Source organism: Stenotrophomonas panacihumi (assembly GCF_001431645.1).
Classification (GTDB): Bacteria; Pseudomonadota; Gammaproteobacteria; order Xanthomonadales; family Xanthomonadaceae; genus Stenotrophomonas_A; species Stenotrophomonas_A panacihumi.
Window position 1 is genome coordinate 110006 of record NZ_LLXU01000058.1, and the last position, 17743, is coordinate 127748.

A 17743-nucleotide genomic window follows, 5' to 3' on the forward strand; every position below is an offset into this window, starting at 1 on the left:
CTGGGTTCAGGGATCGGACATTATGCGGGCAGCGGGGCCCGGGGTGAAATCGCGCCTGGGCCGGGCATGCCGCCGCGACCGGGCCAGGCCCGGCGCGGCCCGCCCGTCAGGCCCGCACCACTTCGACCAGATGGCGTTCGCCGGTCAGGCCCGGCACCGTCAGCGGATGCACCGTACCGACGGACCAGCCGGCCGGCAGCGCGGCGATCTCCTCGTGCGGGTAGACCCCCTTCATGGCCAGCAGGGTGCCGCCTGGGCGCAGCAGGTGGCCGCCGACCTCGATGATCCCGGCCAGGGTGTCCAGCGCGCGGGCGGTGAGGTGGTCGTAGGCGGCTGGCTCGTCCAGCGCCTCGGCGCGCGACTCGGCCACGCGGGCATTGCCCAACCCCAGCTGGCGCACGGCCTCGCGCATGAAGCGCGCCTTCTTGCCGTTGCTCTCCACCAGGGTCACCTGCAGCCCGGGGCGGGTGATCGCCAACGGGATGCCGGGCAGCCCGGGGCCGGTGCCCAGGTCGGCCAGCCGGCCGGCTTCGATGTACGGGCGCATCGCCAGCGAATCGAGCAGGTGGCGGGTGACCATTTCGCGCGGGTCGCGGATGGCGGTCAGGTTGTAGGTGCGGTTCCAGCGCGCCAGCAGCGCGAGGTAGGCCCCCAGGGGTTCGGCGAACGCGGCGTCCAGGCCCATGGCCTGCAGTCCGCGCGCCAGGTCGTTCCGCGCTTCGGCGGGCAGGACGGCATCGTTCATGCCGGCATTATCGCAGGCAGCGCGTCCCCGGCCGGATACCAGGCCAGGGCGGCGCGGTAACCGGGGGCGGCCAGCCATTCGTGCAGGGTCCAGCGGGTGGCCTCGCCGAGCGCCGCATCGCACCAGGCCAGGTGCAGCGCGCCCTGCGCGTCCTCGGCGAAGCGCAGCCGGTGCAGGCCGAAGGAGATGCCGTGCCCGTGCGCCTTGAGCATCGCCTCCTTGGCGCACCACAGGCGGAAGAAGCGATCGGCGCAGTCGATGTCGGACAACGACTGCAGCCAGCGGATTTCCTCGGGGTGGAAATATCGCTCCACCACCTCGCGCATCCGCGGCCGCGGACGCAGGCGCTCCAGGTCCACGCCGAGCAGCATGTCCTCGCCCAGCCCGAGCAGCAGGTGGTCGCCGCTGTGGCTCCAGCCGGTGCCGAACGCCGACAGCGGCGGCAGCAGCCACGGCCGGCCGCGCACGTCGCGGGTCATCGGCACGTCCTGCGGCGGCAGTGCGAAGTGGCCACCGAGCACTTCGCGGGCTTGCGGCTCGCCGCGCGTGCCGTGCGCGTGCGGCAACAGCCACAGGCTGACGGGGCCGACCTGCCAGGCCGGCGCGGTGACGCTCAAACCGCGCTCCCGGCGCGCAGCTGAACGAGCGGGCGACGGTCAAAATCTTTAACAAGCACTTCACGAATCCGCGCGTTGAATGTCGCTGCCGCACCACTCCCCGGGCGGTGACTCGAAGTAAAAGGAGATTCGGGCATGGGCATCATCATCTGGCTGATCGTCGGTGGCATCGTGGGCTGGCTCGCCAGCATCATCATGCGCCGCGATGCTCAGCAGGGCATCATCCTCAACATCGTGGTGGGCATCATCGGCGCCTTGCTCGCCGGCTGGCTGTTCGGCGGTGGCATCAACGAGGCGATCACGCTGCGCACTTTCCTGTTCTCCCTGATCGGCGCGGTGATCCTGCTGGCGATCGTCAACCTGTTCACCCGCGGCCGCGCACGCTGATCGCACGCGGCCTCCGATCGACCGAAGCCCGGGCCTGGCCCGGGCTTCGCCGTTTCAGGGCGCACGGTCGGCGGGATGGTGGACGCCGTCGGAGACCGGGATCGGCCCTGGCAGCGCGTACGGGTCCACGCCGTCCAGGCAGCCGACGTTGTAGCCGTACTCGTTGGGGTTCGAGCGCCGCCGGTGGTGGGTATAGATGCCGCAGGTGGCGCAGAAATAATGTTCGGCCACGTGGGTGTTGAACTGGTACAGGCGCAGTTGGCCACCGTCACCCACCACGCGCAGCCCTTCCAGCGGCACCGAGCCGACGATGGCGCCGCGGCGCCGGCACATCGAGCAGTTGCAGCGGCGCGGGTCGACGATGCCGTCGGGCAGCTGCAGTTCCAGCACCACCGCGCCGCAATGGCAGCGCGCAAGGTGCACGGGCTGGATGACCGTGCCGCCGACTTCGCGGAAGCCTGCCATCGCGCTCAGTCCGCCAGTTCGACCCACGCCGGCGCGTGGTCGCTGGGGCGGTCCCAGGTGCGGGGCTCGCGGTCGATGTCGGCCGCCTTGGCCTGCGCGCGCAGGGCGTCGGAGACCAGGGTCAGGTCGATGCGCAGGCCGAGATTGCGGCGGAAGCCGGCGGCGCGGTAATCCCACCAGCTGAACACCCCGGCTTCGTCATGGTGCAGGCGGAAGGCGTCGTGCAGGCCGAGCGCCTCGAGCTTGCGCAGGCCGGCGCGCTCGGAGGTAGAGGTCAGGATGTGGTTTTCGTTCCAGACCTCTGGGTCGTGCACGTCGCGTTCGTCCGGGGCGATGTTGAAATCCCCCAGCACGACCATCTTCGGGTGGCGCTGCAGCTCGGCGGCCAGCCATTCGTGCACGGCATCGAGCCAGCGCAGCTTGTAGGCGTACTTGTCGGTACCCACGTCCTGCCCGTTGACCACATAGAGATTGACGATGCGCACCTCGCCCACGGTGGCGGCGATCACGCGCTTCTGCTCATCCTCGAAACCGGGGATGCCAACCTGCACGTCCTGCGCGGGTTCGCGCGAGAGGACCGCAACGCCGTTGTAGGTCTTCTGCCCGGCGAACACGCTGCGGTAGCCGATACCCGCCAGCTCGCCATCCGGGAACTTGTGGTCCTCCAGCTTGGTTTCCTGGATGCCGACGATGTCCGGCGCGGCGGACTGCAACCACTGCTGCAGGTGCGGCAGGCGCACGTTGAGCGAATTGACGTTCCAGGAGGCGATTTTCATGATCGCGATATCCATTTTATTTAATTGGATTTCGTGTCAGGCAGCTGGTTCTTATACCCCCACCCGTACCCCCAGATCGATTCGGTAGGGCTGCGCGTCCAGACAGGACAGCGGAATTTGTCCACTTACATATCGACCCAAGCGCATCCATCGTACTCCAAGTGTTCGCAGGAGCACTCGCTACCACTCAAGGCACAAGGAGTTTGCAATGGACGTGGAACTGCATCTTCCGCGGGAATGGGATTCGCTGCCTCACTGGGTGAAGGACGAGCTGCTCACCGGCTCGAGAGATCTTCCCTTCTACAGCTGGCACATCCAGAAGCTCGTGGATCACGCGGAGAACATGAAGGCAGTGTGGCATATGTTCGACAAGCATCGGGAGTCGTTCAAGTTCAAGGGGCCTGTCCATTCCTTGCTTTGCGTACTGCACTACGCTGCGCTTGGGCCTGATCCTGGTCAACCGCGAACTGACGATGATCGTCAGGCGATCTCCGGCGCCATCCAGAAACACGTTGAAGGACTTGCACGCCAGATCGAACGGCTTGGTACGAGTTCGGCGTTCGGTCTGTATCCGCTCGGAATTGCCAGTGCTGTTGGTGTTGCGGCTTGGGACAAAGCAGAAAACAAGGTCACCCAGCCGTTTGAATCGACCACGGAACAAATTTTGGCGGTGCTTGATCGCGTAGGAATCGCGGCTGACGCCAGGAAATCCGTGGCTGACCAGCTTGAAGCGCTGCAGTACGAGATCGAGCACGAAGTCATGGAGCTCTACTCGGATCCGCGTGAAGCCATGCAGGCACTTGCGACCGGCGCCCAGGAATGGGCCGAGGACTGCGGGTGGGGGCGGTACGACATCATCTGGCACATCGGAAGCAGTGTCCGGGACTGGTTCGGTCGCAACCACTTTTCCGCAACCGCAACGCTGACGACCGCAATTACTGGCAATGAAGTGAGCGAGGACGTCGTGGCGGGCGTCATGAAGCGGCGGTTGCGAATGCTGTCGCATCAAAAAGTCAAGGTCTAACGCAAAAATAGTTCGCGCAGTTCTGACCGCCAATTAGGAATTGCAGAGTCCTAGCTTGTCTCCGACCGGCCCGGAAATGCCCGGGTCGGCGCTAACGCCCGCAAGGGGCATGGAGACGATACATGGAACCGCATTGCACCAACATGCTTCGCATCGGTGAGGTCTGCCGCCGCACAGGGCTGTCCAAGTCCCAGGTTCATCGGCTGACTGCCGATTTTGGATTTCCGCGGCCGATCAAACTGGGTAAGCGGGCTACGGCGTGGATCGAAGCCGAAGTCGAAAGCTGGCTGCAGCAACGCATCACCGCTACCCGCGAGGTGGCGTGACGTGAGTATCAAGCTTATGAATCTCGCATGGGACATCAAGATGTCCCCGACCATGAAGCTCGTGTTGCTGGCGATGTGCGACTGGGCGAATGACACCGGCTTTTGCTTTCCCAGCATGCTGACGCTGGCGAACAAGGCATGCATCTCGAAACGGCAGTGTCAGCGAATCATGAGTGAGCTGATAGCCATGACGCTGATTGCCGTCGTCGGCAACCAGCAGGGTGGCACGGGATCCAGGAGATACCAGATCAACGTGGCGGGTCTCCGTGAAGGCGATCCAAATGGAGGCGGTGACAAATTGTCACCCGTGGCCAAGGTGCCACCCGCCCCCATGACAAAGAAGCGCGAAGGCAGTGACGCCGTTGTCGCCCGAACCAAAAGCAACCACCAATCTGAACCACCACTACAGGGCACGCCGCATTCGATCAACTGGTCGCATCTCCCTCAGCTGAGCCAGAAAGAACGGGTAGTAGTAGTCGACATGCTGGATGGAGTTGCGGAGATCCAGCATCAGGATATCGTCGACGAGCTAGCTGGCGCGCTGAGGGCCAAGGCAATCAAGGCGCAGTGGCCGGGGTGGTTCCGTGGCGTGGTGAGGCAGGCGCTGGCCGGCGCGTTCGTTCCCAATCATGCGCTGGCAATCCAGTGCGACCGTCAGAGGGTGGCGCGGGATGCGCAGGAGGCCGAGAAGCGGCGAGCAGAAGAGAAGCGTCGCTTGGATCCGGAGGCGCGTGCGAGGGGGCTTGCCGCCATGCAAGCGGCCATTGCTCAGCTGGGAATTCCTCCGAAAGAGACGAAATCGTCCAAGTAAGACCACTCACCGGCGACTGGCTGCGCGTAGCAGCTGTAGCGCGCTACACACTACAGAAGGATAGTCTTCATGGGCATCACCAAAGATCAGATCTGGGTAGTGGCGGACGAACTTCAGCGCCTTGGTTAAACACCGACGCTGGCGGCGGTACGCGAGATGCTCGGCGAGACTGGCTCGTTCTCCACGATCGCGCCGGCAATGGCCGAGTGGAGGGGGCAGCAGATGAAAGCCGCGGGCGCAAAGATGCCGATCCCGGAAGCTTTCTCGGCCCGTATGCGGCAGCAGGCCGAGCATGTCTGGGCCGAGGCGCTTGGTGTGGCCGATGAGCTGGTTTCCAGCGAGCGCGACGCGCTGCGTACGGCTCGCAAGGAGCTGGAGACGGAACGTGCCGAAATGGCCTCGTTGCTGGACAAGGCAACCGCCCAGATCGCGGCAGCCGTACTGAGGCAACAAGAGCTTGAGTTGAAGGTCGAGGAGTTGTCGGCTGCCAACGCGTCGGCGAAGGTGGAGAGCGCGGGCGCCTGTGCACGCTTGGATGAACGTGAACAGGCTCTTCTGGCTGAACGATCGGAAAGGCAGGCTGTACAGGCATCACTGGTGGATGCACGTGAACGGCTGGCGATGCTTGAAGTGGAGCTTCGAGCGCAGAACGCAGTCCGCTAGGATTCGCGGTTCCACTCGCGGGCGTCCAGAAAACGTGGTGAACAACGATGTCGCGGAGTCGCTACCGCATGTAAACACTCTTGACTCAGCGGCCACGCCCGTCGCCATGGCCGAGGTCGTGGCTCACGGCCATCAGGGCTTCGCGCGACGAGTAGCCCCTCGAAAGGTAGCCGTCCAGTTGCTCCCGCGCGAACGCATAGCGTGCAGAGTGAGGCTGGATACCGTTGCGGTGCGCCCAGGAGTGATAGATGCGACGGGCCTGCTTCAGCCCGCCTGCTGGTGACCCGTTGGCACGGACCACCAGGAAGCCGCCCTGTTTCGCGCACACGACGAGAGCCAACGAGACCGCAGCCGAGGCGCTTGCCCGATCAAACACGTCCACTGTCCGTGGCCGACCCCCTTTGGTTCCAGCAAGCACGCTGATCCGGCCGTCCGCCTGAAGCTCACGCTCCCAACGGCGCAGCGTGTCTTCCCTGGCATGGATGGCCTCATTGCCTCGCAGGCCAAGATGCCGTTCCAGCCGCAGCAGCGCAGCCATCCCTGGCCGGTTCTGGCGCTCGGCATGCGCGGTGACGGTCAGAAAATCCTCACGGGACATGGCGGTCTTGGAGCCCAGGCGCGATCCGCCACTAATCCCGAGCGCCTCGTTGCTCAGTTCGGGCGCACCGGCCACTGCCTGCTTGCCGACGCTCCTCAGAACGCTGCGCAAGTGCGCCAGCTCATTCTGCAGGGTTCGCACGCCGGGTGAATCGGCCTGCCGCGCCGTGACGTAGGCCCGCAGATGCTTGCCGCTGATGTCGGTAGGACTCGCAAGGTGCGTATAGCCCGCCGCGTACATCAGCGTGGAAAATTTCGCGGCGGTGCGCTCCCTGGCCTCGCGGGTCAGGCGGGATCCGCCCAGTCGCGCCATGACGGCGACGATCGAAGCCTGGAACTCGGTTCTTCTGCTCACGGTTCTCTCCGCGTGCTTGCCGCGCTGACGGCTTTGGAGTGCGGGAAAATGTCCCGCGTGCACATCAGCCCTCAGCGCGGCTACAGAACCGGTGAGTAACGGGCCCTGCCGGATCGCTCGAACTGCTTCGAGTGATGGCGCCGCGAATGCAGCTTCTAGGGCGACCTCCAGGAGGCGGGCCTGGTGTGCATGGATAGTGAGTCGAGCATGGATGTCGCACGGCGACGTGTTGCGCCGGTGCGATTCGTGGTGTCACTGGCACGGTTGAGCGCAGAAGCCTTTGTTCTGGCGGCCTTCCGGCTGCAGTGCCGTTGCGTCACTCTCGCGATTCGCACTGCGAAGCGATGAGGGTGGCGTCGCCGCCGGTGCTGCGATGGCACCGATTGCGCGGTTGATATGCGCCGTCCAGCCAGCGTGGCCGGAGCGTGGGCGCGTTCTGGTGATGGCAAGTCGGGCAGGCATGGCGATGCCCGAAGCCTTGCAGTGGATCAGGACAGAGCGCGCATGGCGCTGCTGTCCGGTTCGATGATCCCGGGACGAAGCCGGGATAGTTGAGTGCCTGGGTTATGCGCCAGGTTCGCGGGCAGTACTTGCCGCGAAAGCTACGGCGTCACCGCGCAGCTTGCAAACAACTGTTCCCGTGGATCGATATGGATGCTCTTGGGTGCATCGGTCGCGTGCGCAATGACCGGCAACTGCGCGAAACACCACGGCGACGGTCTCGCCGACGCGACTTGCCTGTCTACTCGCTTGCCGACACGGACCATGTCTTCTGTCTGGGCAGCAGGCCCAGGCGTTGGGCATAGGTCACCGCCGCCTGCCGGCCGCGGAAGGTGATGGGACGGGGCGTCGACCAGCCGACCGGCCGGATCAGATTCGGCGCGTGCAGAAGCTCCTGCTCCAGCAATCGGGTGAAGCCCCGGCCGCGGATCAGCAGGCCCCAGTCCCTGCTGTCCTGCAGTTCGACCGGCTCGATGCTTCTGACCAGGCCCAGCAGCCGGGCCAGTTGCACGAGGGGCAGACTGATCAACCTGGCTTCCATGGCGAACTCCTTCGTAGTTGGACCCCACCACCTATACACCAGGGCGGCGGCGGGCAAAGTTGGCGGGAAACTTGCGTCTTTCAGGCGGACGGCTTTCGAGGGGATTTGACGTATTGGTCAAAATCCGGCTAATTTGCAGCCGGGATTTGACGAATAAGTCGAATGCAGACGATCTCCGAGCTCGGCCCCGCGGTTGCGGCGCGCAGGCGTGCGCTTGGCCTGCAGCAGGGCGATGTCGCGCGGCAGGCGGGCATTGCCCAGGCGGTGCTGTCGCGGTTCGAGTGCGGCAAGTGCGCCGAGTTCGGTGCGCGCAAGCTGCTTGCGGTACTCGGGGTGCTGGGGATGGAGCTGGCGTTCGTCCAGACCGTGGCGTCGGGCGCCCAGGATGACCTCAGGCGTGAGCGGGGCGGCGGGTGAGTGGCAGGGGCGGAATCTGGAATTCTGGGGAAGGAAGGGGAAAGCAATGCAGGCACCAGCGCCCGGCGCACGGGTACTGATCCGGGACGAGGAATGGCTGGTCCGTGGCGCGAACCAGTGCGACCTTGGCGGCCATGAACTGGAGTGCCTGGGGGTCTCGGAGACGGTCCGCCACCGCGAGGCCCTGTTCCTGACCGAAATCGACGAGGTCAAGGTCCTCGACCCGCGCGATACCGAGCTGGTCAGCGACGACTCGCCCGCCTACCTCGGCAGTCGCCTGTATCTGGAGGCGCGGCTGCGCCAGTCCGTCCCCACCGGCACCGAACTGGCCCTGGGCCATCGCGGCGCCATGGACGCCCTGCCGTTCCAGCTGCTGCCCACCCATCAGGCGCTGGAACAGGTCCGCCCGCGCTTCCTGATCGCCGATTCGGTCGGCCTCGGCAAAACCCTGGAAGCCGGCATCCTGCTGTCGGAGCTGATGCGCCGTGGCAAGGGTCGTCGGATCCTGGTGGTCACCACCAAGAGCATGATGCGGCAGTTCCAGAAGGAGTTGTGGTCCCGCTTCTCGATCCCTCTGACCCGGCTCGACTCCGCAGGCATCCAGCGCATCCGCCGCCAGTTGCCGGCCAACCACAACCCGTTTCTGTACCACGACAAGACCATCATCTCGGTGGACACGCTGAAGAAGGACAGCGAGTACCGCCATTACCTGGAAAGCGCCTTCTGGGACATCATCGTCATCGACGAAGCCCACAACGTCTCGTTCAAGGGTTCGAGTGCCGGCCGCAGCAAGCGCGGCAAGCTGGCCACCCTGCTGGCGCAGCGTTCCGATGCGCTGGTCCTGCTCACCGCCACCCCGCACAACGGCCGGCCGGAGAGCTTCGCCAGCCTGATGCGGATGCTCGACCCCACCGTGCTGCCGCCGCGCAAGACCGACTACACCAAGGACGACATCGCCCACCTGTTCGTGCGCCGCTTCAAAGCAGACGTGCGCGAGGAGATCCGCCAGCACTTCCCCGAGCGCCAGGTGTTCCGCTTCAAGGCCAGGCCCAGCGCCGCCGAGGAACATGCCTTCGCCACCCTGGCCGACCTCGACCTGCACATCGATGCCGACCGCCGCGGCGCCGACATGCTATTCCGCACCACCCTGGAAAAGGCGCTGCTGTCCTCGCCAGCCGCCTGCGCGCAGACCGTGCGCGAGCGCATGAGCCGGCTGGAGAAACGCGACCCGGCGCACCCCGACCTGCCGGCCCTGCAAGGCCTGCGCGATGCCATCGAGGCCATCACGCCCGAAGCCGTCAGCAAGCTCACCGAACTGGTCCAGCGCCTGCAGGCCGATCCCAGCTGGCGTTGGGACAAGGCCGACGCTTCCGATCGCCTGGTGGTATTCACCGAGCGCATCGAAACCCTCAAGTTCCTGCAGACCCATCTGGCCGCCAAACTGGGCCTGCCCGACAAGGCCGTCGCCGTCCTCCACGGCCAATTGCCCGACACCCAGATCCAGCAGACGGTGGAAGAGTTCGGCAAGACCCACTCACCGCTCCGCTTGCTGATTGCCTCCGATGTCGCCTCCGAAGGCATCAACCTGCACTTCCAGTCGCACCGCCTGGTGCATTTCGACATCCCCTGGTCGCTGATGGTGTTCCAGCAGCGCAACGGCCGCGTGGATCGCTACGGCCAGGCCAAGACTCCTCTGATCGCGTATCTCTTCAACGAGGTCGCGCATCCGCGCATCAAGGGCGACCTGCGCATCCTGGAAATTCTCACCGAGAAAGACGAGCAGGCGGCCAAGAACATCGGTGATCCGTCGATCTTCATGGGCCTGTACGACGAGGACGAAGAAACCCGCCGCGTGGCCCAGGCCATCGAATCGGGCGAGCAGGCCGACCACTTCGATGCCTCGCTTCAAGCGCCTGAAGGCGGCCTGGACTGGCTCGATGCGCTGATGGGCACGGGCGGCAGCGACGCGCCAGTGCCCGTGCAAGCCCGCACCGACGAGCCACTGTCGCTGTTTCCCAGCGACTTCGACTATTTGCAACACGCCATCGAGCACCTGCATCGCGCCAAGGCCTTGCCTACTCGCGCGCAGGTCGATGTGCCAGGCCGCACGATTGCCCTTCAGCCCGGCGAGGACCTGCATCGGTATCTCTCCGGCCAGCTGGCACAGGAAATGCGCCCGGACGATCACCGCTATGTGCTCTGCGCTGACCGCCAGGCCGTGCAGCAGGCCATTGCCCGCGCCCGCGATGGTGATGCCTGGCCCGATCTGCAACTGCTCTGGCCGCTGCACCCCATCGCCCAGTGGCTGGACTACCGCCTGCTGGCGCAGATCGGCCGCCAGAAGGCACCGGTGCTGCGCGTGGCCCGTGGCATCGGCAACGGCGATGCGCTGGTGCTGATCGCCGCGGTCATCCCCAACCGCCGTGGCCAGCCGATGATCAACGACTGGTTCGCGGTCTGCGTGGATGCCTCCGGCAAGGAACGTGGCGTGCTGACCCTGGCCGAAGTCGTGCAGGTCACCGGCCTGGGCCGCGACGAGGTGCCCAATGCCGGCAAGCCCATCGATGCCGTCGATCTGCAGCGCCGCCTCGCCCCGGCGCTGGCCGCCGCCGACCAGCGCATGCGCGACGAGCACAAACGCTTCAGTCAGGATGCCAAGCGCCGCAGCAGCGACGAGCTGTCGCGCCTGGACACCCTGCGCCAGCAGCACCTGCAGCAGCTGGAGCTGGATTTCCGTGGCGGCGAGGACGCCCTGGCGCAACTGCGCGAACGCAAGAAAGAGCAACAGGCCCGCGACACCGAGCAGTTATTCCACAGCTACCGCGAGTGGGTCAGCCGCACCCTCGAACTCGATGCCCGCGCCCAGCTCACCGTCGCGGCCGTGCTGATCGGCAAGGACGCCTGAGCCATGAGCTTCCCGCTGACCGGCATCGAAAACGCCAACGACTTCTACAGCCAGCACTACCTCGACGAGGTGCTGGACAACGACCTCAAGAACCTGTTCGCGCGCTGGGCCGAGCAGGGCAGTGCGTCGCCGCCCGCACGCCTGCGCCAGCTGGCCGGCGACTACCTCAAGCTGCGCGATCAGCTGATCAAGGCGCGCACGCTGGAGGATCGCCTCGCCGGGCTGCACGAGATCGCCCAGCGCCTGTTCGGCGTGCTCGGCTACACCCTGCAACCGGAAACCTTGGCCCTGGAAGACGGCGAGCTGCCGGTCGCGGCCTGCTACCGAGGCAGCGATGGTCATCCGGCGCTGGTCATCGCCCTGGCTCCGTTCGCGATGGATGACGATGCCGAGGAATGGTCGGCGCTGGCCAGTCGCCCGCTGCAAGTGAGCTATAGCGAGCCGGCGCTGATGGACGAGGACAGCGACTGGGAAACCGTCGCCACGAAGATTGTCTTTGCCGACACCCACCCGCCGCGCTGGCTGCTGATCCTGGGCCACGACGAACTGCTGGTGATCGAACGCGCCAAATGGAGCCGCAAGGCCTTGCTGCGCTTCGACCTGCCGGAGATCTTCGGCCTGCGCGACGACAAGCTGTTCCGCGCCACCGCCGCGCTGGCCAGCCGTGATTCCATCCTGCCGGCCGAAGGCGCGGCTGCCCTGCTCGATACCCTGGACGGCAATTCGCACAAGCACGCCTACGGGGTCTCCACCGACCTCAAATACGCCCTGCGCGAAGCCATCGAGCTGATCGGCAACGAGGCCATCCGCCACAAGCGCGTCATCGCCAAGGAAAAGGTCTTCGACCGCAACGATCTGGATCTCGCTGCGCAGCTGTCGGAAGAGTGCCTGGTCTTCATGTACCGGCTGCTGTTCCTGTTCTATCTGGAAGCCCGCCCGGAACTGGGCTATGCGCCCATCCAGGCCGCCGCCTACCTCAAGGGCTACAGTCTGGAGCACCTGCGCGACCTGGAAAAGCTGTCCCTGCAGACGCCCGAGGCCGAAGACGGCAGCTATATCCACGAGTCCATCAAGATCCTGTTCGACCTGATCTGGAACGGATTCCCCGAACAAACCGACGGCCTGGGCTTCACCGGCGCAAACGGCAACGGCTTCCGCCTGGCCCCGCTGCAAGGCCATCTGTTCGACCCGGCACGCTTGAAGATCCTGGGCAGCGTCAAGCTGCGCAACCGGGTGATGCAGCAGGTGATCCGCCTGATGTCGCTGTCCAAGGGCGACAGCCGCCGTCGTGCCGGCCGCATTTCCTACGCGCAGCTCGGCATCAACCAGCTGGGCGCGGTGTACGAGGCGCTGCTGTCCTTCCGCGGCTTCTTTGCCGAGGAAGACCTGTACGAGGTCAAGCCGGCCAAGGGCACGGCGGCGACCATATCGGAGGACGAGGCCGAGGCGGACACGGATGACGAAGCGGACGACGCGCCCGTCGCGGCCGACGAGCAAAGCCTGCGCCGTGGCCGCGACGATATCGACCCGCTGGCCCCGGCATGGTTCGTCCCCGCCAGCCGCATCAAGGACTACACCAGCGCCGAAAAACTGTTCGATGGCGAACCACGCATCCACCCGCGCGGCAAGTTCATCTACCGCCTGGCCGGGCGCGAGCGCGAGAAATCCGCCAGCTACTACACCCCGGAAGTGCTGACCCGCTGCCTGGTCAAGTACGCGCTGAAGGAGTTGTTGACCGACGACACGCCCGCCGAAGAGATCCTCAAGCTCACCGTGTGCGAGCCGGCCATGGGCAGCGCCGCGTTCTTGAACGAGGCCATCGACCAGCTGGCCGAGGCCTACCTGCAGCGCAAGCAGCAGGAGCTGGGCCAGACCATAGCCCACGACAAGTACACCCACGAAAAACAGCGGGTGAAGATGTACATCGCCGACACCAATGTGTTCGGCGTGGACCTGAACCCCATCGCCGCGCAGCTGGCCGAAGTGTCGCTATGGCTCAACGCCATCTTCGAAGGCGCGCACGTGCCCTGGTTCGGCCTGCAGCTGTTCAACGGCAACTCCCTCGTCGGCTGCCGCCGCGACGCCTTCAGCGCCGCCAAGCTCACCCCCGGCCGCGGCGAAGCCGGCAATGCCCAACTCGACTGGCGCGCCGCCGTCCCCCAACGCATCGCCTTCCCTTCTCCCAAGGTTGTTCCCCCTCCCCCGCCTGCGGGGGAGGGTTGGGGCGGGGGCGCGCCCTTCACCACAAACCACATCTGGCACTTCCTCCTCCCCGACCCCGGCATGGCCGGCTGCACCGACAAGGTGGTCAAGGCGCTGGAGCCGGGTCACTTCGAGCGCATGAAGAAGTGGCGCAAGACCTTCACCGCACCGCTCACCAAGGATGAAGTCACCCGCGCCCGCCGCCTCTCGCAAGCCGTCGAAGACCTCTGGCAGCAACACGCGCAGGAACTGGCCCGCGTGCGCGCACTCACCAGCGATGAACTGCACGTCTGGCCGGATGCTGCCCCTAACCGCGCGCCCACCAGCACCGCGCAGAAGGATCAGGTGTGGCAGCGCGAGATGCTCAGCGAGCAGGTGCGCAACGCCTCGCCCTACCGCCGCCTGAAGCTGGTGATGGACTACTGGTGCGCGCTGTGGTTCTGGCCGGTGACCGAAGCCGAGCAACTGCCCAGCCGCGCCGAATGGTGGGACGACCTGGAATGGCTGTTGTTGGGCAATGCGGTGCAGGTGACCAGCGAGGCCAGCGACCTGTTTCAGTCCGAACTGGACGCCGTCACCCCGCAGGCGCGCCTGAACCTGGCGGTGGAGCGTGACAAGTTCGGTCATGTGAATCTGGACCTGCTGTTGCAGACCAATCCGCGCCTGAAGCAGGCGCAGGCCCTGTCCGATTCACTGCATTTCTTTCACTGGGAACTGGCCTTTGCCGACCAGTTCGTGCAACGCGGCGGCTTCGACCTGATCCTGGGCAACCCGCCGTGGATCAAGGTGGAGTGGAACGAGCAGAGCCTGCTGTCGGATTTCGATGCGCGCTTCGTGATTCGCAGCCTCAGTGCCAAGCAGACGGCAGATGCGCGCGATGCCGTCTTCGATGCCTTGCCGGCTGCCCGCGTCGACTATATCGCCGAATGTGCCGCGCAGAAGGGCACTCAGGAGTTTCTCAACGCAGCACAGAACTATCCGCTGCTTAGGGGCGTCCAGACAAACTTGTTCAAGTGCTTCCTGCCATTGGCTTGGCGTATCACCACAACCAATGGTGTTTCAGGATTCGTACACCCAGAAGGTCCGTACGATGACCCCAAGGGAGGAGCTTTGCGGGAAGCTTTGTATCCTCGGTTGCGCATGCATTTCCAGTTCCAGAATGAAATGCAACTTTTCGAAGGGACCAACGATCACGGTCGTATGCGATTCGGCCTGCATCTCTACGCCCAACCAACTGCAACGGTCGCCTTTGATCACATGTCCAACCTGTACTGGCCGGCGACGATCGATACATCGTATGGCCACGATGGAAGTGGCGCGGTCGGCGGAATCAAGACCGAAGACGGAAAATGGAACACTACCGGTCACCGTGACCGCATCGTACGCGTGGACGAGGCTGCATTAGCCGTATTCGCGGAGCTGTACGACGAACCCGGGACTCCACCACGTCAGGCACGTCTGCCCGCGTTGCATGCTGGCACGCTGAAGAGCGTGCTAGATAAGTTGGCGGCCTATCCACGTCGACTTGGTGATCTCGGTGATGACTACTGTCCCACTGAGATGTGGCATGAAGCGAATAGGCAAAAGGACGGCACAATCATCCGCCGCGCGCCGGGCGACAACACTTTCCCAGAATCAGCGCAGGACTGGGTACTGTCCGGCCCACATTTCTTTCTCGCCAATCCGTACAACAAGAGCCCGCGTCGCAGTTGCACCGCCAACGGCCACTACGACGTGCTGGACCTACAAACCCTGCCCGAAGACTATCTGCCGCGCAGCAACTACGTACCCATGGCGGATCGCGCCGAGTACGCCCGTCGCGTGCCAAAGGTGGCCTGGGTAGAGCGAGGTGAGGTCTCAGCAAAGCCAGTGACGGCACATTACCGGCTTGCAGTGCGCCGTGGCGCGCACCCCGCTGACGAGCGATCTATTCGACCCATTGTTCTATTGAAAGAGCAAGGACATATTGATCGCGTTTTCAGCGTAGTGTTTCGGAACGACCACGATGCAGTCATGAACGCAGGGTTCTGGTCGTCTTTGCCGCTCGATTTCTATCACCGCACGACCGGAAAGAAGGACTTCCGTGGGGACATCGGTGACAAATTCCCCATTGCCGAAAAGGAAGATCCAGCGATCGTTTCGCGTGTGTCAGCGCTGGTCACGCTGACCACCCACTACGCCGATCTCTGGAGTGAAGTCTTCGATCCCGCCTTCACCATCCAAAGCTGGAGCCAGCCCGCCAACCCGCGCCTGCCGCGGGGTTTCTTCAGCAAGCTCACGCCACACTGGCAGCGCGACTGCGCCTTGCGCAGCGACTACGCCCGCCGCATGGCCCTAGTCGAGATCGACGTGCTGGTCGCGCAGGCCCTGGGCCTGACCCTGGACGAACTGCTGCTGATCTACCGCGTGCAGTTCCCGGTGATGCAAGGCTACGAACGCGACACCTGGTACGACGCCGCCGGCCGCATCGCCTTCACCAACTCCAAGGGCCTGGTCGGCGTCGGCCTGCCGCGGAAGGCCGGCCGCAGTGATGCCGACTGCACCCTCGAATTCCCCGACGGCAAGACCCAACGCAAACGCCTCGGCTGGGAGGACATCCAACCCACGCAGAAACCCGATGGCACGCTTGAGGCCCGCATCCCCGACGGCACCCGCATCCGCCGCCCCGTCACGGACGACACCCTGCCCGACGGCCCGCATGAGCGCGTCATCGAGTACGTCGCCCCGTTTGCGCTGGCAGACCGCGAAAGCGACTACCGCATCGCGTGGGAGTTTTTCGAACAACAACCCAAGGAAGCACACTGATGTCGTCGCTGTTCCTGTCCCGCCAGACCGCCGATGAACGCAAGGCCCTGATCGCCCAGCTGCATGCCACCCAGAATGGCCACTGCTTCATCTGCGAGCAGGGCATCGATCTGGTGCTGCACAAGGACAGCATCGACATCGATCATGTGGTACCGATCAAGACCGGTGGCAAGGATGACCCGTCCAACTTCGCGCTGACCCATGCCAGCTGCAATCGTTCCAAGCAGGCGTCCAATCTGGAGGTCGCCCGGGTCCTGCAGCGTTTCAGCCGGCTCAAGGACGCCGTTGCCCCCGAGAACCGCAACGCCAACCTGGGTGACGTGCTGCAGCAAGCCGGAGGCGGGACGCAGCAACTCGCCTTCAAGATCGAGAATGGCAGCGTCAGCTTCACCCTCAGCGCGATCGGCGATGAGCGGGTGCATACGGTGCCCGTCTACGTCGACGAGTTGAGTGGCTTCCGCTACTTCTTCGCCAAGCTGCCGATCCAGTACCTGGCCCATGACGATCGCATCAACCCGCGCAGCATCGGCAGCAACATCGGCAAGCTGGTGGAAGAGTTCTATCAGAAGCGCCCGCAGCTGCACGTGCCGCTGGCATGGGCAAGCTCCGAGGGTGACAAGAGTGCGATCCATGTCTTCGACGGACAACACAAAGCGGCGGCGCAGATCATGCTGGGGGCCAAGGCCCTGCCGATGCGCGTGTTCATCGACCCGGACCCGGACACGCTGATCACCACCAACACCAATGCCGGCACCACGCTCAAGCAGGTCGCCTTCGACAAGTCGGTACAGCGCCACCTGGGCGGCACGCTCTACATCGACCGGCTGCAGCGGTTCCGTGCCGAGACGGGGCGACCCGAAGGCGATCTCAGTTTCAGCGAGCAGGACCTGGTGGTCTACTTCAAGGGGCAGTCGCGCGAGATGAAGCGCTTCATCCTGGACGCGGTGCGCGATGCCGTCACCTCGGATGCGGACAACAAGCTGCGAGACTTCATCGACTACGGCGGCCGCGGCAAGGAGCGCCCGCTGTCCTACAGCACTATCGACAAGACCTTCTACTCCTTCTTCGTCCACCAGGGCGTACTGGCGACCCCGCTCAATTTCGGTGCCGAGAATGGCGAGAACCCGCGCGAACTGGAAACCGCGCAAATCATCAAGCTGATGAATGTTTTGGCCGAGGAGCTCTATGTCGGCAAGTTCGACCCGGACATCGGCACCGACAAGATCGAAAGTCGGCTGCAGAAGGGCGAAGTGTTCAAGCACGACCACCTGCGGGCCTTCCGCATGAGCAAGGAGGAGCTGGTTTACAACTGGCTGCGCTATATCCAGCAGGTCGCCCGCAACTACTTCATCAACACCGGCAAGCCGATCCAGGAAGACAAGCTGTTCCAGTACCCGTTCCCGGAGCAGCTGTGGACGAATATCCGCAACTTCGTCCGCAACCTGGCGGCATTGCCGCTGTGGGTGAACAAGGATCTGTCCGAGACCGTGTTCGGCGGCAAGCAGAACAACAGCTTCTGGCAGACCGTGTTCGAGACCGGGCGTAGCCCGCAAGGCGTGCAGGTGCTGGCCAAGCCGCTCAACCTGGTTGAGATGATCAAGTAGGG

General features: G+C 64.6%; 15 protein-coding genes. 9 read left to right on the forward strand and 6 right to left on the reverse strand.

The window, feature by feature from the left end; genetic code table 11:
- Positions 1–106 precede the first annotated feature (106 nt).
- Positions 107–745, reverse strand: a complete 639-nt coding sequence (rsmG, locus tag ARC20_RS05430; protein WP_057645480.1) for a 16S rRNA (guanine(527)-N(7))-methyltransferase RsmG — start codon at positions 743–745, stop codon at positions 107–109.
- Positions 742–1362, reverse strand: coding sequence for a 4'-phosphopantetheinyl transferase family protein (locus ARC20_RS05435; protein WP_057645483.1), 621 nt, complete (start codon positions 1360–1362; stop codon positions 742–744). Before ARC20_RS05435 ends, rsmG begins: the two co-directional genes overlap by 4 nt.
- 135 nt (positions 1363–1497) lie before the next feature.
- On the opposite strand from ARC20_RS05435, the gene ARC20_RS05440 reads away from it, so the two are divergent.
- On the forward strand, positions 1498–1749 hold the full coding sequence (locus tag ARC20_RS05440; protein ID WP_057645485.1) for a GlsB/YeaQ/YmgE family stress response membrane protein: 252 nt from the start codon (positions 1498–1500) through the stop codon (positions 1747–1749).
- A 54-nt stretch (positions 1750–1803) separates the two neighbouring features.
- Here the strand turns inward: ARC20_RS05440 and ARC20_RS05445 are convergent, their stop codons facing one another.
- Both ARC20_RS05445 and xth read right to left on the reverse strand, forming a co-directional pair.
- Positions 1804–2214 carry a GFA family protein gene (locus ARC20_RS05445; RefSeq protein WP_057645488.1) on the reverse strand — a complete coding sequence of 137 codons (411 nt, stop codon included), beginning with the start codon at positions 2212–2214 and terminating at the stop codon, positions 1804–1806.
- Positions 2215–2219: 5 nt separating this feature from the next.
- Entirely contained in the window at positions 2220–2990 is a 771-nt protein-coding gene (xth, locus tag ARC20_RS05450) for an exodeoxyribonuclease III (protein WP_057645713.1), read from the reverse strand.
- A 208-nt stretch (positions 2991–3198) separates the two neighbouring features.
- On the opposite strand from xth, the gene ARC20_RS05455 reads away from it, so the two are divergent.
- The 4 genes from ARC20_RS05455 (at position 3199) to ARC20_RS05465 (ending at position 5814) form a co-directional block, all read left to right on the forward strand.
- Positions 3199–4014: a hypothetical protein gene (locus ARC20_RS05455; protein WP_057645491.1), complete on the forward strand. Its 816-nt coding sequence runs from the start codon at positions 3199–3201 to the stop codon at positions 4012–4014.
- 122 nt (positions 4015–4136) lie between these two features.
- Positions 4137–4340: a helix-turn-helix transcriptional regulator gene (locus tag ARC20_RS17870; protein WP_081418046.1), complete on the forward strand. Its 204-nt coding sequence runs from the start codon at positions 4137–4139 to the stop codon at positions 4338–4340.
- A gap of 1 nt (position 4341) precedes the next feature.
- The gene (locus ARC20_RS05460; protein ID WP_057645493.1) at positions 4342–5151 is read left to right on the forward strand and encodes a helix-turn-helix domain-containing protein; all 810 of its coding nucleotides are present in this window, start codon (positions 4342–4344) and stop codon (positions 5149–5151) included.
- Positions 5152–5289: 138 nt separating this feature from the next.
- Entirely contained in the window at positions 5290–5814 is a 525-nt protein-coding gene (locus ARC20_RS05465) for a DNA-binding protein (protein WP_272914600.1), read from the forward strand.
- 85 nt (positions 5815–5899) lie between these two features.
- On the opposite strand, the gene ARC20_RS05470 is transcribed toward ARC20_RS05465, so the two are convergent.
- Positions 5900–6766, reverse strand: a complete 867-nt coding sequence (locus ARC20_RS05470; RefSeq protein ID WP_057645500.1) for an integrase domain-containing protein — start codon at positions 6764–6766, stop codon at positions 5900–5902.
- Between the two features lie 742 nt (positions 6767–7508).
- Entirely contained in the window at positions 7509–7808 is a 300-nt protein-coding gene (locus tag ARC20_RS05475) for a hypothetical protein (protein WP_057645502.1), read from the reverse strand.
- 162 nt (positions 7809–7970) lie between these two features.
- Here ARC20_RS05475 and ARC20_RS05480 point away from each other — a divergent pair, with 162 nt between their 5' ends.
- The 4 genes from ARC20_RS05480 to ARC20_RS05495 are packed head-to-tail and all read left to right on the forward strand — an operon-like array spanning position 7971 to position 17741.
- Complete coding sequence (locus tag ARC20_RS05480) at positions 7971–8225, forward strand: XRE family transcriptional regulator (protein WP_057645504.1); 255 nt, start codon at positions 7971–7973, stop codon at positions 8223–8225.
- A gap of 46 nt (positions 8226–8271) precedes the next feature.
- Positions 8272–11130, forward strand: a complete 2859-nt coding sequence (locus ARC20_RS05485) for a DEAD/DEAH box helicase (protein WP_057645506.1) — start codon at positions 8272–8274, stop codon at positions 11128–11130.
- Between the two features lie 3 nt (positions 11131–11133).
- Positions 11134–16137 carry an Eco57I restriction-modification methylase domain-containing protein gene (locus ARC20_RS05490; protein ID WP_057645509.1) on the forward strand — a complete coding sequence of 1668 codons (5004 nt, stop codon included), beginning with the start codon at positions 11134–11136 and terminating at the stop codon, positions 16135–16137.
- The gene (locus ARC20_RS05495) at positions 16137–17741 is read left to right on the forward strand and encodes an HNH endonuclease (protein ID WP_057645511.1); all 1605 of its coding nucleotides are present in this window, start codon (positions 16137–16139) and stop codon (positions 17739–17741) included. The genes ARC20_RS05490 and ARC20_RS05495 overlap by 1 nt, the downstream gene beginning before the upstream one ends.
- The last annotated feature ends 2 nt before the right edge of the window (positions 17742–17743 follow it).

Bases quoted from the DNA above. Each gene is read 5' to 3' on its own strand.
- rsmG (WP_057645480.1), bottom strand. From the start codon at position 745: ATGAACGATGCCGTCCTGCCCGCCGAAGCGCGGAACGACCTGGCGCGC.
- ARC20_RS05440 (WP_057645485.1), top strand. From the start codon at position 1,498: ATGGGCATCATCATCTGGCTGATCGTCGGTGGCATCGTGGGCTGGCTC.
- ARC20_RS05445 (WP_057645488.1), bottom strand. From the start codon at position 2,214: ATGGCAGGCTTCCGCGAAGTCGGCGGCACGGTCATCCAGCCCGTGCAC.
- xth (WP_057645713.1), bottom strand. From the start codon at position 2,990: ATGAAAATCGCCTCCTGGAACGTCAATTCGCTCAACGTGCGCCTGCCG.
- ARC20_RS05455 (WP_057645491.1), top strand. From the start codon at position 3,199: ATGGACGTGGAACTGCATCTTCCGCGGGAATGGGATTCGCTGCCTCAC.
- ARC20_RS17870 (WP_081418046.1), top strand. From the start codon at position 4,137: ATGGAACCGCATTGCACCAACATGCTTCGCATCGGTGAGGTCTGCCGC.
- ARC20_RS05475 (WP_057645502.1), bottom strand. From the start codon at position 7,808: ATGGAAGCCAGGTTGATCAGTCTGCCCCTCGTGCAACTGGCCCGGCTG.
- ARC20_RS05480 (WP_057645504.1), top strand. From the start codon at position 7,971: ATGCAGACGATCTCCGAGCTCGGCCCCGCGGTTGCGGCGCGCAGGCGT.
- ARC20_RS05485 (WP_057645506.1), top strand. From the start codon at position 8,272: ATGCAGGCACCAGCGCCCGGCGCACGGGTACTGATCCGGGACGAGGAA.
- ARC20_RS05490 (WP_057645509.1), top strand. From the start codon at position 11,134: ATGAGCTTCCCGCTGACCGGCATCGAAAACGCCAACGACTTCTACAGC.
- ARC20_RS05495 (WP_057645511.1), top strand. From the start codon at position 16,137: ATGTCGTCGCTGTTCCTGTCCCGCCAGACCGCCGATGAACGCAAGGCC.